Annotated in this window: 14 protein-coding genes, 1 pseudogene and 1 riboswitch; of the genes and pseudogenes, 10 read left to right on the top strand and 5 right to left on the bottom strand. The window is 72.7% G+C overall.

The features are described from left to right. Positions 1 to 63: 63 nt before the first annotated feature. The 4 genes from pcrA (at position 64) to FU792_RS11000 (ending at position 6,357) form a co-directional block, all read left to right on the top strand. Entirely contained in the window at positions 64 to 2,637 is a 2,574-nt protein-coding gene (gene pcrA / locus FU792_RS11015) for a DNA helicase PcrA (RefSeq protein ID WP_022924998.1), read from the top strand. Between the two features lie 170 nt (positions 2,638 to 2,807). After that, positions 2,808 to 3,989, top strand: a complete 1,182-nt coding sequence (gene sucC / locus FU792_RS11010; RefSeq protein WP_022924997.1) for an ADP-forming succinate--CoA ligase subunit beta — start codon at positions 2,808 to 2,810, stop codon at positions 3,987 to 3,989. 40 nt (positions 3,990 to 4,029) lie between these two features. After that, positions 4,030 to 4,920 carry a succinate--CoA ligase subunit alpha gene (sucD, locus tag FU792_RS11005; RefSeq protein ID WP_022924996.1) on the top strand — a complete coding sequence of 297 codons (891 nt, stop codon included), beginning with the start codon at positions 4,030 to 4,032 and terminating at the stop codon, positions 4,918 to 4,920. 141 nt (positions 4,921 to 5,061) lie between these two features. Then, positions 5,062 to 6,357: a cell division protein PerM gene (locus FU792_RS11000; RefSeq protein ID WP_149814765.1), complete on the top strand. Its 1,296-nt coding sequence runs from the start codon at positions 5,062 to 5,064 to the stop codon at positions 6,355 to 6,357. On the opposite strand, the gene FU792_RS10995 is transcribed toward FU792_RS11000, so the two are convergent. From FU792_RS10995 to FU792_RS17045, 4 genes are all read right to left on the bottom strand, one after another. Then, positions 6,358 to 7,470, bottom strand: a complete 1,113-nt coding sequence (locus FU792_RS10995) for an HNH endonuclease signature motif containing protein (RefSeq protein ID WP_161600245.1) — start codon at positions 7,468 to 7,470, stop codon at positions 6,358 to 6,360. It lies immediately after the preceding gene. Between the two features lie 45 nt (positions 7,471 to 7,515). Next, positions 7,516 to 7,674, bottom strand: a complete 159-nt coding sequence (locus tag FU792_RS16785) for a hypothetical protein (RefSeq protein WP_161600244.1) — start codon at positions 7,672 to 7,674, stop codon at positions 7,516 to 7,518. Positions 7,675 to 7,744: 70 nt separating this feature from the next. Next, positions 7,745 to 8,674, bottom strand: a complete 930-nt coding sequence (locus tag FU792_RS10990) for a hypothetical protein (RefSeq protein WP_149814763.1) — start codon at positions 8,672 to 8,674, stop codon at positions 7,745 to 7,747. 126 nt (positions 8,675 to 8,800) lie between these two features. Next, positions 8,801 to 9,241, bottom strand: a complete 441-nt coding sequence (locus FU792_RS17045; protein ID WP_168714880.1) for a hypothetical protein — start codon at positions 9,239 to 9,241, stop codon at positions 8,801 to 8,803. 261 nt (positions 9,242 to 9,502) lie between these two features. Here FU792_RS17045 and purN point away from each other — a divergent pair, with 261 nt between their 5' ends. From purN to FU792_RS10960, 6 genes and pseudogenes are all read left to right on the top strand, one after another. Continuing rightward, entirely contained in the window at positions 9,503 to 10,102 is a 600-nt protein-coding gene (purN, locus tag FU792_RS10985; protein WP_022924992.1) for a phosphoribosylglycinamide formyltransferase, read from the top strand. A 1-nt stretch (position 10,103) separates the two neighbouring features. Continuing rightward, positions 10,104 to 10,181, top strand: a riboswitch (ZMP/ZTP riboswitch). A gap of 50 nt (positions 10,182 to 10,231) precedes the next feature. Further along, positions 10,232 to 11,832: pseudogene (gene purH / locus FU792_RS10980) on the top strand (bifunctional phosphoribosylaminoimidazolecarboxamide formyltransferase/IMP cyclohydrolase). After that, positions 11,822 to 12,853 carry a DMT family transporter gene (locus FU792_RS10975; RefSeq protein WP_084485157.1) on the top strand — a complete coding sequence of 344 codons (1,032 nt, stop codon included), beginning with the start codon at positions 11,822 to 11,824 and terminating at the stop codon, positions 12,851 to 12,853. Before purH ends, FU792_RS10975 begins: the two are co-directional and overlap by 11 nt. A gap of 5 nt (positions 12,854 to 12,858) precedes the next feature. Further along, positions 12,859 to 13,395 carry a glycine cleavage system transcriptional repressor gene (locus FU792_RS10970; RefSeq protein WP_022924989.1) on the top strand — a complete coding sequence of 179 codons (537 nt, stop codon included), beginning with the start codon at positions 12,859 to 12,861 and terminating at the stop codon, positions 13,393 to 13,395. A 49-nt stretch (positions 13,396 to 13,444) separates the two neighbouring features. After that, positions 13,445 to 14,308, top strand: coding sequence for a bifunctional methylenetetrahydrofolate dehydrogenase/methenyltetrahydrofolate cyclohydrolase (locus FU792_RS10965; protein WP_022924988.1), 864 nt, complete (start codon positions 13,445 to 13,447; stop codon positions 14,306 to 14,308). Beyond that, positions 14,305 to 14,613 carry a DUF3017 domain-containing protein gene (locus FU792_RS10960; RefSeq protein ID WP_052327825.1) on the top strand — a complete coding sequence of 103 codons (309 nt, stop codon included), beginning with the start codon at positions 14,305 to 14,307 and terminating at the stop codon, positions 14,611 to 14,613. Before FU792_RS10965 ends, FU792_RS10960 begins: the two co-directional genes overlap by 4 nt. Positions 14,614 to 14,661: 48 nt before the next feature. On the opposite strand, the gene FU792_RS10955 is transcribed toward FU792_RS10960, so the two are convergent. Continuing rightward, entirely contained in the window at positions 14,662 to 15,648 is a 987-nt protein-coding gene (locus FU792_RS10955) for a malate dehydrogenase (protein WP_022924987.1), read from the bottom strand. Position 15,649 lies beyond the last annotated feature (1 nt).

Raw genomic sequence — 15,649 nt, 5'->3', positions numbered from 1 at the left:
TATGCCGCGGGCTGTGGAGGACCGGACCGGGCATGTCGCCCGGGCTGCCTACTATGGGAGGCGATGAGCGGCTTGTTCGACCACCTTCCCTTCGACGCCCCCGTGCCGTCCATGAGCGCGCGCGCGGCGAGCGGCCACGCCGACCCGGGCGACGGTGGGCCTGGTGGGGTGGACGAGCGTGGGGTGCCGGCCTGGGCCGTCGCCGGGAAGGACCCAGCCGACGCCGGGGAGGACGGGCCCGGTGCGCGGAGGTCGGGCCCCGGTCGGGGGCAGGGCCCCTCGGTGGCCGAGCTGCTCGCCGGGCTCAACGAGCCGCAGCGCGAGGCGGTGACGCACCACGGCAGCCCGCTGCTCATCGTCGCCGGGGCCGGGTCGGGCAAGACCCGGGTGCTGACGCATCGGATCGCCTACCTGCTCGCCGAGCGGCACGTCCACCCGGGGCAGATCCTGGCGATCACCTTCACCAACAAGGCCGCCGCCGAGATGCGCGAGCGGGTCGAGCAGCTGGTCGGGCCGCGGGCCAAGGCGATGTGGGTCTCGACCTTCCACTCCGCGTGCGTGCGGATCCTGCGGCGCGAGGCGACCACGGCGGGGCTCAAGAGCTCCTTCTCCATCTACGACGCCGCCGACAGCCAACGGCTGATGGGCCTGGTCATCCGTGACCTCGATCTCGACCCGAAGCGCTACCCGGCACGGGCCTTCCTCGCCAAGGTGTCGAACGCCAAGAACGAGCTGATCGACGACGAGGCCTTCGCCGCGGCCGTCGGCAGCAACAGCTACGAGGCCAAGGTGGCGGAGGCCTACACGATGTACCAGCGGCGGCTGCGGGCGGCCAACGCGCTGGACTTCGACGACATCATCTCCACCACGGTGCACCTGCTGCGGGCCTTCCCCGCCGTGCGCGAGCACTACCGGCGCCGGTTCCGGCACGTCATGGTGGACGAGTACCAGGACACCAACCACGCGCAGTACGCCCTGGTGCGCGAGCTGGTGGGCTTCGAGGGCGACATCGTCGACGGGGGCAGCCGCGCGCTGCCTCCCGCCGAGCTGTGCGTCGTCGGTGACGCGGACCAGTCGATCTACGCCTTCCGGGGCGCGACGATCCGCAACATCGTCGAGTTCGAGGAGGACTACCCGCAGGCCCGGACCATCCTGCTGGAGCAGAACTACCGCTCGACGTCGACGATCCTGACCGCCGCCAACGCGGTCATCGCCCGCAACCCCAAGCGACGGGAGAAGCGGCTGTGGACCGACGCGGGGGAGGGCCAGCGCATCGTCGGCTACGTCGCGGACTCCGAGCACGACGAGGCCTCCTTCGTCGCCCGCCGGATCGACGAGCTGGCCGACGAGCGGGGGGTGCGGCCCGGGGACGTGGCCGTCTTCTACCGCACCAACGCCCAGTCCCGTGCCCTGGAGGAGGTGCTCGTCCGCACCGGGCTGCCCTACAAGGTGGTCGGCGGCACCCGGTTCTACGAGCGGCGCGAGATCAAGGACGCGCTCGCCTACCTGCGCGTCATCGCCAACCCGGCCGACGACGTCAACCTGCGGCGCATCCTCAACACCCCCAAGCGGGGGATCGGCGACCGTGCGGTCGCGGCGGTGACGATGCTCGCGGAGCGCGAGCGCATACCCTTCGTCGCGGCGCTGGGCCGCGCCGGCGACGCGCCGGGCATCGCGTCGCGCTCGGTCGCGGCGATCGGCGGCTTCACCGCGCTGCTGGAGGAGCTGGGCGACCTCGCCGGGCAGGAGGACTCGGGGATCGGGTCGCTGCTGGAGGCGATCCTGGACCGCACCGGATACCTCGCCGAGCTGCGGGCGAGCCACGACCCGCAGGACGAGACCCGGGTGGAGAACCTCACCGAGCTGGTCACCGTGGCCCGCGAGTTCGACGACAACTACCCGGAGGGCGGTCTCGTGGACTTCCTCGAGCAGGTCTCGCTCGTGGCGGACGCCGACGAGATCCCGGAGGGCGAGGACGGGGCCGCCGAGGGGGTCGACCAGGGCGTCGTGACGCTCATGACCCTGCACACGGCCAAGGGCCTGGAGTTCCCGGTCGTCTTCCTCACCGGGCTGGAGGACGGCACCTTTCCGCACCAGCGGAGTCTGGACGACCCGGACGAGCTGGAGGAGGAGCGGCGGCTGGCCTACGTCGGCATCACCCGCGCGCGCGAGCAGCTGCACCTGTCTCGCGCGGGCAGCCGGTCGGCCTTCGGCGCACCGCAGTGGTTCCCCGCCTCGCGCTTCCTCGACGAGATCCCCGAGGATCTGGTGACCTGGGAGCGCACCGACGCCGACCGGATGAGCATGACCGGGCGGCGCTCCGCGGCCGAGGGGATCGGCTGGTCCGGAGGGTATGCCGGGGGCTCGCGCGGCGGGTCCGGCTGGTCCGGCGGCGGGCGACCGGCCGCCGTGCGGCTCGACCCCCGGGGGAGCGCGCCGAAGCGGGATCGCACGCAGGAGCAGGAGGCCGAGCTGGCCGGGCTGGCCGCCGGGGACAAGGTGTCGCACGACAGCTTCGGCATGGGCACCGTGGTGCTCGTCGAGGGCACCGGCAACCACACGATGGCCCATGTCGACTTCGGCGACGCCGGGCTCAAGCGGCTGCTGCTGCGGGTGGCGCCGCTGGTCAAGCTCTGACGGACCCAGGATGTTCGCCCACCACGCACGGGATCCGCTCGATGCTGGCGCGGGCCTCTTTCGGCCGCTGCGATAGTGTGCGACGCAGTGCCGCCGACGGCGCCCAGGGCGCGGTCGAGCGGTGAGCACCGGCATACCGGAACCACCATCGACAGACGGGAAGCCCAACTGTGGATCTGTTCGAGTACCAGGCACGTGACCTGTTCGAGAAGCACGGCGTGCCCGTGCTCGCGGCCGAGGTCGTGACCGAGGCGTCCGAGGCGGGCCCCGCGGCCGAGCGGGTCGGCGCCGACAGCGGCGGCGTCGTGGTCGTCAAGGCGCAGGTCAAGGTCGGCGGCCGGGGCAAGGCCGGCGGCGTCAAGCTCGCCAAGAGCCCCGAGGAGGCCGTCGAGGCCGCCGAGCAGATTCTCGGCATGGACATCAAGGGCCACACCGTGGGCGCGGTGATGATCGCCCAGGGCGCCAAGATCGCCGAGGAGTACTACTTCTCCCTGCTGCTCGACCGCACCAACCGCTCGCTGCTCGCCATGTGCAGCAAGGAGGGCGGCATGGACATCGAGACGCTCGCCGAGGAGCGCCCCGAGGCCCTGGCCCGGGTCGCGGTCGATGCCAACACCGGCATCGACGACGCGAAGGCCCGCGAGATCGCCGAGCAGGCCGGCTTCGACACCGGTGACGTCGACGCGATCGCCCCGGTCCTCATCCGGCTGTGGGACGTCTACAAGAACGAGGACGCCACGCTCGTCGAGGTGAACCCCCTCGTCAAGACCGAGGACGGCACGATCCTGGCGCTGGACGGCAAGGTCACCCTCGACGGCAACGCCGACTTCCGGCACGAGGACCACGCCGCCCTCGAGGACGCCGCCTCCGCCGACCCGCTGGAGAACAAGGCCAAGGGACTGGGCCTCAACTACGTCAAGCTCGACGGCAACGTCGGCATCATCGGCAACGGCGCCGGTCTGGTCATGTCGACCCTCGACGTCGTGGCGTACGCCGGCGAGGACCACACCGGTGGCACGGCGAAGCCGGCCAACTTCCTCGACATCGGCGGCGGTGCCTCCGCGGAGGTCATGAGCAACGGGCTCGACGTCATCCTCGGCGACGAGCAGGTGAAGTCGGTCTTCGTCAACGTCTTCGGCGGGATCACCGCCTGCGACGCGGTGGCCAACGGCATCGTCAAGGCCTTGGAGATCCTCGGTGACGACGCCACCAAGCCGCTCGTGGTCCGGCTCGACGGCAACAACGTCGAGGAGGGCCGCGCCATCCTCGCCGAGGCCGCCCACCCGCTGGTCACCATCGAGGAGACCATGGACGGCGCCGCCCGCAAGGCCGCCGAGCTGGCCGCCGGCTGACCTGCGACAACGACATACGAAGGAAGAAGAAGAGACCACCATGGCGATCTTTCTGAACAACGACTCCGCCGTCATCGTGCAGGGCATGACCGGCTCCGAGGGCATGAAGCACACGCAGCGGATGCTGCGCTCGGGCACCCGCGTCGTGGGCGGGGTCAACCCGCGCAAGGCCGGGCAGACCGTGGACTTCGAGGACGGCGTGCAGGTGCCGGTCTTCGGCTCGGTGTCCGAGGCGATGGAGGCGACCGGCGCGAACGTCTCCGTGCTCTTCGTGCCGCCGGCCTTCACCAAGGCGGCCGTGATCGAGGCGGTCGACGCCGGTATGCCGCTGGCCGTCGTGATCACCGAGGGCGTGCCGGTGCAGGACACCGCGGAGTTCTTCGCCTACGCCCAGGCGCAGGGCGGCACCCGGATCATCGGCCCCAACTGCCCGGGGCTCATCAGCCCGGAACAGTCCAACGCCGGCATCATCCCCGCCGACATCACCGGGCCCGGCCGCATCGGCCTGGTGTCGAAGTCGGGCACGCTGACCTACCAGATGATGTACGAGCTCAAGGAGATCGGCTTCACCACCGCGGTGGGTATCGGCGGTGACCCGATCATCGGGACCACCCACATCGACTGCCTGCAGGCCTTCCAGGACGACCCCGACACCGAGGCGATCGTCATGATCGGTGAGATCGGCGGCGACGCCGAGGAGCGGGCCGCGGCCTACATCAAGGACAACGTCACCAAGCCGGTCGTCGGCTACGTCGCCGGCTTCACCGCGCCCGAGGGCAAGACGATGGGCCACGCCGGCGCGATCGTCTCCGGCTCCAGCGGCACCGCCGAGGCCAAGAAGGAGGCCCTCGAGGCCGCCGGGGTCAAGGTCGGCAAGACGCCCTCCGAGACCGCCGAGCTGATGAAGGAGATCATCGCCGGCCTGGGCTGACGCACCTGCTCGAACGAACACCCCTTGGGTCCGGCACCGACCGGACGCAAGGGGTGTTCTGTCATGGCGGGGGCAGGCGCAAGGCTGTCCGGTCGGCGCGCCTCCCCGTGGCTCCGCGCCCCGTCCGTGACCATGGAGGCGATGACTGTGGTGGAGCGGGCCAGGAGTGGCGGGCGATCCGAGGGTGCCGCGTCGCGGGAGGAGATCCCGGGGCGCGGTCCGACGTTGACCGTCCGGCGCCTCGGGGAGCTGCTCGGGGCAGGGGTGGCCGGGGTCGTGTGCGTCCTGCTGGGCGTGCTCGTCGTCGTGCTCCCGACGGTCCTGGCGTGGGTGGTCGAGCAACGGGGCACCGCGAGCTTCTGGCAGACGGTCGGCGTGGGGGTCGACGTGTGGGCGCTCGCGCATCGCGCCGCGGTGCGCACGCCCGCCGCCGAGGTCGTGATCGCCCCGCTGCTCCTCACGGCGCTCTTCCTCGCGCTCTGCTGGTATGCCGCGCGCCAGGTCGTCCTCAGCCGGCACCACCTCACCGCCCGTGTGCCCCGGATCGGGGGGTGGCGCACGGCGTGGAGCGCGCTGGGCGGGTCCGACGGCACGGCCTTCGTCGTGGGCTATGTCGTCGCGGGGCTGATCGTGGCGCACACCGCCAGCTTCGGGCTCGCGCCGGTGCGCCTGGCCACCCTGGTGCCCGGCGTCGTGCTCGTGCCGCTCGTGGCCCTCGGTCTCGTCTGGTGGGGGGAGCACCGGCGCGAGGAGCATCCGGTGGTGGACGCCGGTCTCGCCTTCCTCGAGGCACGCACCCCGGTGCTCGTGCGCCGCGCACTGCCGCCCGTCGTGGAGGTCCTCGTCGGGCTGGTCGCCGTCTCCTTCCTGCTCGTGCTCGGCCTGCTCCTGCTGCGGGGCGAGCGCATCCTCACCCTCTACGGCTCGCTCGACGCCGGGCTGGTCGGCACCGTCGTGCTCACGGTGGGCCAGCTGCTCGCCCTGCCCAACCTCATGGTGTGGGCGCTGGGGTGGACCACCGGGTCGGGGGTCACCGTGGGCACGGTGCACGTCGGCTGGGGCGAGACGACCGCCGGCGACCTGCCGGTGCTCCCGGTCCTCGGTGCGCTGCCCGAGCCCGGGGCCATGCCGCCGGGGATCTGGGCCATGGCGCTGGTGCCGCTGGTCGCCGGGGGATGGCTGGGCTACCGCGCGGCCGGCTCGGCCTCGCGGCTGGCGACCTGGTGGACCAAGGCGCAGATCATGCTCGCCTCGTGCACCGCGGTGGCCCTGGTGGTCCTCGTCCTGTCCTGGCTGGCGACGGGTGGCCTCACGCCCGGGCTGCTCGGCACGATCGGTGTCGAGGCGTGGCGCACGTCCGGCCTGTTGCTGGCCGAGCTGGTCGCGGGCGGCCTGCTGGTGCTGACCGTGCTCCACCTGAGCCGTCGCCGCCTCTGATCAGAAGGGTGGGGGCTTTCCGGGTGAGGTGCGCCATCCGGTCGCGCCGGTCGCGCGGTCCGCGGCGGGCCGACCGGGTCCGCGCCGGTCCTCGGCGCGGACGCCCTGGTCGGCTCCCGACGTCGGATGCGCTGTGTCTGTCCCGTCCAGGCCGAGGACAGCCTCTGTCGTCGGGGTGTCGGGCGCTGCGCCGTCCCGGCGGCGACCGGACTGGGTGCGGGTGACCCACATCCAGCCGGACAGCGGGCCGCCGTGCTCGCCGGTCCCGGGGTGGTCGTCGGCGTCGGTGAGGAAGGCACCCGGGCCGCGGTGCGCGAGAGCGGCGTAGACGGCGCGGTTCAGCAGGTCGCGCCGTGCGTGCAGGTCCTGCCGCTGCGCCGGGTGCTCGTCACCGCGGGCAGCGTCCAGCGGTGCGGTCCGGTCGAGCGCAGCGGCCAGGTCAGGTGCGGCAGTCCCCTCCGGTGCGGTCTGTCCCGTCGCCCACCGATCGGCACCCTCGTCGCCCGGCTGGCCGGTGCGGGATGCAGTCGAGACACGGCCCGGGCCGGCGCCGTGCTGTCGGTAGTCGTGCACCCGGGTGGTCTCGCGCTGGCCGAGCAGCGTGGTCCAGGTGAGGTCGCGCAGGTCGTTGATCTGGGCGAGCGCCCTCCCGAGCGTCTTGAGCTGGTGTGGCGACTTGGCGAGCGCGACGAGGTTGGTCTCTGACGTCGGTCCGCCGGGCCCCTCCGGAGCCCAGGGTGTGACGTGGTCCAGCTCGCACACGGCGCCCGGTTGGCGCGTGCCCGGTGCCCGGGAGAACACGTCGGCGGCGAGGACCTGTCGGCGCATGGCCGCGTCGGGCCGGTATGCGGCGATGGACCGCTCGATCAGCCGCCCGTCGGCCGGGTCGGTCAGCAGTCGGGCCAGGGTGGTGCCAGGCGTCAGCGCCAGCTCCCGGATCTGCCCGGGCGAGAGGTAGGCCGGATGCCGCCCGAGCACCAATCCCACCCCCTGTCGTCCGCCGGGGCCATGATCGTCGGCGCCGGCGAAGGCAGAGTCCTGCCCGTCGCACGTGTCTGTCGGATGCGGGACATGGTGGTCCGGGCCGGTCGGGGTGGTCAGAGTCCTCTCCATGGCACGTGTCTGCCCGGTCGCTGCTCACGTCCCTCGGTCCCTGTTTCACCGTTGGGGCGCAGGTGTGCAGGCAGGCCTGCCGGCGAGCGCGTCCCAGGGGACGACCACCTGCAGCTCGACGGTCGGCATACCGCTCACGACCCGCGCGATGCCCTCGAGGTCGGGTGTCAGCAGGTCCGCCCACCCGTCGGGAGATCCGGCCACCTCGTCCCTGGACGAGGGACCGGAGCCGGGGTTGCTCCCACCGGACTCGTCTGGCCCGCCCGGGGTCGGGTCACCCTGCCTGACGGCTGCGAGCGCGGGTCGCTCCCACCGGACTCGTCTGGCCCGCCCAGGTCGGGGCACCCCTGCCTGATGACTGCGGGCGGGGGTAGCCTCCGCCGGGCTCGTCCTGCGGCACCGGGAGCTGTCCGTGGACGACGAGCGCCATCAGCACGTCGGAGCGCAGCTGGTCCAGGGTGCGCGGATCACCCTGTTTGCGCAGCAGGCGAGCGGCCCGCTCGACCCTGCTGTGCGCGGCGATGAGCGAGAGCGCGGGGCCGGTCGTCTCCAGCGTCGCCGTGCCGTCGTCGTGCACGGTGATCGTCGCCCGGCGGGCCTGGTAGGCCTTGCTCCGGCGCTCCCGCTCGGCCGCCACGTCGACGCCCTCGGCCCGGGCGGCCTCCCGCGCGAGCGCCGCCGCGTAGTCCGCCTCGTGCCAGGGACGCTCGCGCAGGTCACCCTCCGGCGTCAGCCGCTCGGCCACGACGACATGAGGGTCACACCCGAAGAGGCCTTCGGCGACCAGGAGTGCGTCGTCGACCTGGAGCGAGCCGCAGCGACGCCAGAAGGATCGCACCATGTCCCACGTCACCTCCGCACGGTCCAACGCACCGAGCACCGCGGTGCGCACCCCGTCCGGTGCGCAGGCCATCCCCACCAGGTGCCGCGCCTCGGTGACGCCCATGCCGAGGCGTGCCTGCACCTCGGCGCAGGCGGCCCGCTTGGTCTCCGCCCGCCACTTCGTGCGCTGGCCCTCGGTCAGCTCGTCCGCCGAGGTGAAGTCCTTCTGAGCCAGGACGGCAGCACCGGTCACCGCGACGACCAACCGGGCAGCCTCCACCAGCCGTGCGTCCAGTCCCGCCCGGGTCGCCGCCACGACACCCAGGGCATCGAGCGCGGCGCCCTCCGCGCGCCCCTCCGGTTCGATCGCCGTGACCGCCATGCCCTCACCCCTCAGATGAAGCGTTGCTCCTGGCCCTCAGTCTAATCGAACATGTGTGCGAATGTCAAGCGCCCACGTTGCGCGGGTCAAAGCACCGATCACGCCCGGTCTCGCCCCGCACCGAGATCAGTGACCCAGCCCCTGTATGTCGGCCTGCAACCGGGCCGTACGCTCCCGCCACCACTCCAGAGAAGGATGGAGTCCATCAGAGTCGACCCGGGGCACCAGCGAGATGTGCAGCGTCAGGCCGGTCGCGCCGGCGCGGACAGTCTTGATACCTATCTGTGTCACAGTCCGAAACACCTCGGGAACCGTCTCGACCACATATTCGCGTTCCCCTGCTGGCCCATCAGGACCAAAGTTTCCACGCACCACAATCCCAAGGAGCAACTGAGACGCTCGAGCTCCCTGCGCCGTATGACCGGGCGACATCTGCGCGCGCAGCCCCTTCCCCACCCCAGAACTGATCAGCCCGTAGACCGGGCGCCCGAGCACCTCAGCGACCCACTCGCGCAACGCACCGAAAGCAGCCGATTCAACCTCATCCTGCTGAGCCACCAACTTCACGCTTATTACTTCTTCCGCACTACCCACGCGGGACCCTTCCCTCCCCGATCACGGAATCACCCAGGTGGGCACCGGACCAACGGACTCGCCAGACCGCCCGATGGTCCAAGTGCGCGAAGATACCAGAGGCATGAGCCGACGGTCCTGGACACCCTGAGGCAGCCCCAAGGTTCGACAGCACTGTCTTGTCCCTGGACGTCACGGAAGGTCGGCAGCACCTCCCTCGGTCGCCTCATCCCCGACGGCCCCTACGCTGGCACGGTGACCATCTCCTCGCGCCAGGCACGCGTCGTCGTCCTCGTCTCCGGCTCGGGCACCTTGCTCCAGGCGGTCCTCGACGCGTGCGCCGACCCGGGGTATGCCGTCACCGTCGTCGCCGTCGGCGCCGACCGGGAGGACATCGAGGGGTTGGCGCGGGCCCGCGCCAGGGGCATACCGACCTTCGTCGAGCGGGTGGCCGACCACCCGGACCGCGACGCCTGGGACGCCGCGCTGGCCGACCGGCTCGCGCAGCATCGCCCGCACCTGGTGCTCAGCGCCGGCTTCATGAAGATCCTGGGTCCGCAGGTCCTGGCCACGCACCGGGTCGTCAACACCCACCCGGCCCTGCTGCCGAGCTTCCCCGGCGCGCACGCGGTGCGCGACGCGCTCGCGCACGGGGTCCGGGTGAGCGGCGCGACGCTGCACCTCGTCGACGCCGGGGTCGACACCGGACCGATCCTGGCCCAGCGCGCGGTCGAGGTGCTCCCCGACGACACCGAGGAGTCCCTGCACGAGCGGATCAAGGTGGTCGAGCGAGAGATGCTCGTGCACGAGCTGCCCGTCGTCGCGGGCGGTTCGCCGACCACCGCGGCTGGCTAGACTGGCCGCACACGACTGGCGCGGGTGGGCAACCACCGGGAAGTGACGATCGTGGGCATCGCCCGCCTGGGTGCCCGCACCCGTCGACTGACGGCAGGCAGATCCGTCGAACCCCCGAGGAGCGATCCCATGACGTCGTCCACCACGACCACTACCGACGAGCGCCGCCCGGTCCGCCGGGCGCTGGTGTCCGTCTTCGACAAGAGCGGGCTCGACGAGCTCGTGAACGCTCTGCACGACCAGGGTGTCGCCCTCGTCTCCACCGGCGGCTCGGCCGCCCGGATCGAAGGGCTCGGGCTGCCCGTCACCCCGTCGAGGAGCTCACCGGCTTCCCCGAGTGCCTCGACGGCCGCGTCAAGACGCTGCACCCCCGCGTGCACGCCGGGCTGCTCGCGGACACGACCAACCCCGAGCACGTCGACCAGCTCGCCGACCTCGGCGTCGAGGGCTTCGACCTCGTGGTGTGCAACCTCTACCCCTTCGCGGACACCGTCGCCTCCGGTGCCACCGCGCAGGAGTGCGTCGAGCAGATCGACATCGGCGGCCCGTCCATGGTGCGCGCCGCGGCCAAGAACCACCGCAGCGTGGCCGTCGTGACCAGCCCTTCGGCATACCCGCAGGTGCTTGACGCGATCACCGCCGGCGGCTTCACGCTGGAGCAGCGTCAGCGGCTCGCGGCCGACGCCTTCGTGCACACCGCGACGTATGACGTGGCCGTCGCCTCGTGGATGGGCAACGTGCTGATCGACACCAGCTCGGGCACCGGCTTCCCCGCCTGGATGGGCGCGACCTGGGACCGGGCGGCGGTGCTGCGTTACGGCGAGAACCCGCACCAGCGCGCGGCGCTCTACACCGACGGACACGCGACCGTCCCGGGGCTGGCGCAGGCCGAGCAGCTGGGCGGCAAGGAGATGTCCTTCAACAACTACGTCGACGCCGACGCCGCCCGCCGCGCGGCCCACGACCACGGCGACCTGCCCACGGTCGCGATCATCAAGCACGCCAACCCGTGCGGCATCGCGGTCGGGAGCGACATCGGCGACGCCCATGCGAAGGCACACGCCTGCGACCCGGTCTCGGCGTTCGGCGGGATCGTCGCGACCAACCTGTCCGTGACCGAGGCGATGGCGCGCCAGGTCGCCGAGGTCTTCACCGAGGTGGTCGTCGCCCCCGACTTCGAGCCGGCAGCCCTGGAGGTGCTCGCCGCCAAGAAGAACCTGCGGCTGCTCCGGGTCCCCTCGCCGTCCTCGGGCGGCATCGAGACGCGCAGCATCTCCGGCGGGTTGCTCGTGCAGGCCGTGGACGCCGTCGACGCCGAGGTCGAGGACGGCGGCGACGACGCCTCGCGATGGCGGCTGGTCGCGGGCGAGCCTGCCGACGACGCCACCCTGGCGGACCTGCAGTTCGCCTGGCGGGCGGTGCGCGCCACGAAGTCCAACGCCATCCTGCTGGCCGACGACGGGGCCTCCGTCGGGGTCGGTATGGGTCAGGTCAACCGGGTGGACTCCTGCCACCTCGCGGTGAGCCGGGCGGATGAGCGCGCCGCCGGCTCGGTCGCTGCCTCCGATGCCTTCTTCCCCTTCGCGGACGGCCTCCAGGTGCTGCTCGACGCGGGGGTCCGGGCCGTCGTCGCGCCCGGTGGGTCGATCCGGGACGAGGAGGTCGTCGCCGCGGCGCAGGCCGCCGGGGTGACGATGTACTTCACCGGGACCCGCCACTTTGCCCACTGAGGCCTCCGCCTCGGCGGGGGCTCCCGAGCGGATCGCCCCCGCCCTCGTGGCCGCCGCCACCTGCGGGGCCGCGCTCGCCCTCCAGTCGCGGGTCAACGGCACCCTCGCGCAGCAGCTGGGCGGGCTCCCGGCCGCCACGATCTCCTTCGGCAGCGGGCTGGTGCTGCTCACCCTGATGCTCGCCGTGCCGACGCTGCGGCGGAGCGCGGCGAGGGTCTGGGCGGCCGTGCGGTCCGGCCGGTTGCGGTGGTGGCAGGTGCTCGGTGGCACGGCGGGGGCGCTGCTCGTCGCGGGGCAGACGTATGCCGTCCCGCTGGTGGGCGTGACCGCCTTCCTCGTGGCGCTGGTCGGCGGGCAGTCGGCCGGGGCTCTGCTCGTGGACCGGCTCGGTCTGGGCCCGCGCCCGGCGCAGCGGCTGCGGCGGGGCAGGGTGCTGGCGGCCGGGCTCGCCGTCCTGGGGGTGGCGGTCGCCGCGACCGCCCCACGCGGACCCGACGGCGCAGACGGCGCGGCAGCGGGCCCCGCCGTCGTGCTGCCCCTGCTCGTGGTCGCGCTCGTCGGCGCCCTGACCTCGGTGCAGCAGGGGTTCAACGGTGTCCTGACCGTCGTCGGCGGTGCCACGCTGGCCACCGCATGGGTCAACTTCCTCACCGGGACGCTCATGCTGCTCGCGCTGGGCGGGGTGGTGGCGGCCACGCAGGACGCGCCGCTGCGTGCCGCCGGGTCGGGTCTGCCGTGGTGGGTCTGGACCGGCGGCGTGATCGGGATCGGCTACATCGCCGCGGCGGCCTTCGCCGTGCAGCACCTGCCGGTCCTGGTCTTCGCCCTGGTGGCGGTGACCACCCAGCTCGCCACGGGCATCCTGATCGACGCGCTCCACCCTGCCGCGGACCACGTGCTGGGCCCACGGGTGGTGACCGGCGTGCTGCTGGCGGTCCTGGGTGCGGTCTGGGCGGCCCTGTCGCGACGGCGGGTCCCGGGTGCCGCGGCGACGAGGAAGGGCAGGTCGCCGGTAGGGTAGGCGTCATGGCGACCCTCGTGATCACCGTTGTCGGCGACGACCGTCCGGGCCTGGTCAGCGCGCTGGCCGACGTCATCGCGGAGCACGGCGGCAGCTGGGAGCGCAGCCAGCTCGCGGAGCTGGCCGGGAAGTTCGCCGGCATCGCCACCGTCGACGTCGCGGAGGCGTCGGCGCAGGCTCTGGCGGACGCCCTCGCCGGGCTCACCGGGGTGCTCGACACGACGGTGCACACCGCCCGCCCTCAGCCGGAGCAGGCTGAGGACGCTGGCCTGCTGCACCTCGACCTCGTCGGCAACGACCGGCCGGGCATCGTCAAGGAGATCACCGCGGCCCTGGCCGAGCACCGGGTGTCGGTGGAGGACCTGCAGACCAAGGTGGTCCCGACCCCGCAGGCCGGCGGGGACCTCTTCGCCGCGCGCGCGCGGCTCCGGGTGCCGCCGGAGGCGGATCTGCCGGGTCTGCGGGCCGGTCTCGAGCGGATCGCCACCGAGCTGCTGGTCGACCTCAGCTTCGAGCCGGGCGGCGACGTCGACTGGGAGTGAGGCCGCCTGTCGGTCCGATCGCCCGGGACCGCCGCCCTAGACTGCCCCCATGACCGCCACGATGCTCGACGGCAAGGCCGTGCACGCGACGATCCAGGACGAGCTGCGGAGCCGGGTGGAGGCCCTGGCCGAGCGCGGCGTGGTGCCGGGGCTGGCGACCGTCCTCGTCGGGGACGACCCGGCCAGCCGGTGGTATGTCGGCGCCAAGCACAAGGACTGCGCGCAGATCGGGGTCACCTCGGTGCGCCGGGAGCTGCCCGCGGGGTCCAGCCTCGAGGAGGTGCTGGCCGTGGTCGACGAGCTCAACGACGACCCCGCCGTCACCGCCTTCCTGGTGCAGCAGCCGACCGGGCTGGACGAGTTCGCCATCCTCTCCCGGGTCGACCCGGCCAAGGACGTCGACGGGCTGCACCCGACCAACCTCGGTGCCCTGGTCATGAACGAGCCCGCACCGCTGCCGTGCACGCCGGTCGGGTGCGTCGAGCTGCTGCGTCGCTACGACGTCCCGATCGCCGGAGCGGAGGTCGTCGTCGTGGGGCGCGGTCTCACGGTGGGGCGCCCGCTGGGGCTCATCCTCACCCGGCGCAGCGAGAACGCCACGGTGACGTTGTGCCACACCGGCACCCGCGACCTGGCCGCGCACACCCGTCGGGCCGACATCGTCGTCTCGGCGGCCGGTGTGCCGGACATGATCACCCCCGACATGGTCAAGCCCGGTGCGGCCGTGCTCGACGTGGGGGTGGCGCGGCGCGACGGCAAGATCGCCGGGGACATCCACCCGGGCGTCGCCGAGGTCGCCGGGTGGCTGACCCCCAACCCCGGTGGGGTGGGACCGATGACGCGGGCGATGCTGCTGACCAACGTCGTCGAGGCGGCGGAGCGGTCCGCGTCGGGCTCTTCGTCGGCCGGATGACGCCCGCCGCGGAGGATCCCGACGAGCTACCCGGCGGCGTCGACCCGTCCGGACCGGTGCTCGGGGTGTGGTGGCTGAGCCTGCTCGGCCTGCTGGTGGCGGCCCTGCTCCTGCTGTCCTCGAACCTGCGCGCCTACGGGTATGCCCTGGGCGCCACCCTGGGTGTGCTCGCGCTGCTCCGCGCGGGGCTTCCCACCGCCCGCGCCGGCGGTCTGGCGGTCCGGGGGCGGTGGGTCGACGTCGCGACCCTCCTGCTGCTCGGCGCCGCGGTCGCGGTGCTCGCCTCGACGCTGCGCATCGTCTGAACCGGACGGGCGGCCCCGGCATACCGCCGAGGCCGCCCGCGCGTTCGCTCAGATGAGGCCGAGCTCGGTGACCGCGGCCTTCTCCTCGACCAGCTCGGCGACGGAGGCGTCGATCCGGCCCCGGGAGAAGTCGTCGATGTCCAGGCCCTGGACGATCTCGTAGGAGCCGTCGCGGGTGGTCACCGGGAAGGAGCTCATGATGCCCTCCTCGACGCCGTAGGACCCGTCGGAGCGGACCGCCATCGAGACCCAGTCGCCCTCGGGGGAGCCGCGCAGCCAGTCGCGGGCGTGGTCGATCGTCGCCGACGCGGCGGAGGCGGCCGAGGAGGAGCCGCGCGCCTCAATGATGGCCGCGCCACGCTTGGCGACGGTGGGGATGAAGGTGTCCTCGATCCACTGCTGGTCGCCCACCGCCTCGGCGGCGTTGCGACCGCCGACCTGGGCGTGGAAGAGGTCGGGGTACTGCGTCGCGCTGTGGTTGCCCCAGATCGTCATGTGCGAGACGTCGGTGACGGGGGCGCCGACCTTGGCCGCGAGCTGGGCGATCGCGCGGTTGTGGTCCAGCCGGGTGAGCGCGGAGAACCGCTCGGCCGGGATGTCGGGGGCGTTGCTCATCGCGATGAGCGCGTTGGTGTTGGCCGGGTTGCCGGTGACGGTGATCCGCACGTCGTCGGCCGCGTGGTCGTTGAGCGCCTTGCCCTGCGCGGTGAAGATCGCGCCGTTGGCCTCGAGCAGGTCGCCGCGCTCCATCCCCTTGGTGCGTGGGCGCGCGCCGACGAGCAGAGCCACGTTGACGCCGTCGAAGACGACGTCGGCGTCGTCCCCGGTCTCGACCCCCGCGAGCAGCGGGAAAGCGCAGTCGTCGAGCTCCATGACGACGCCCTCGAGCGCCCCGAGCGCGGGCGTGATCTCCAGCAGCCGCAGCTCGACCGGGGTGTCCTTGCCGAGCAGCTCGCCGGAGGCGATGCGGAAGAGCAGGCTGTAGCCGATCTGGCCGGCCGCGCCGGTGACCGCGACCTTGACGGGGGTGTTCACG

It is taken from the genome of Serinicoccus marinus DSM 15273 (assembly GCF_008386315.1).
GTDB classification, from domain to species: domain Bacteria; phylum Actinomycetota; class Actinomycetes; order Actinomycetales; family Dermatophilaceae; genus Ornithinicoccus; species Ornithinicoccus marinus.
This window is presented reverse-complemented; position numbering and strand designations above follow the sequence as displayed.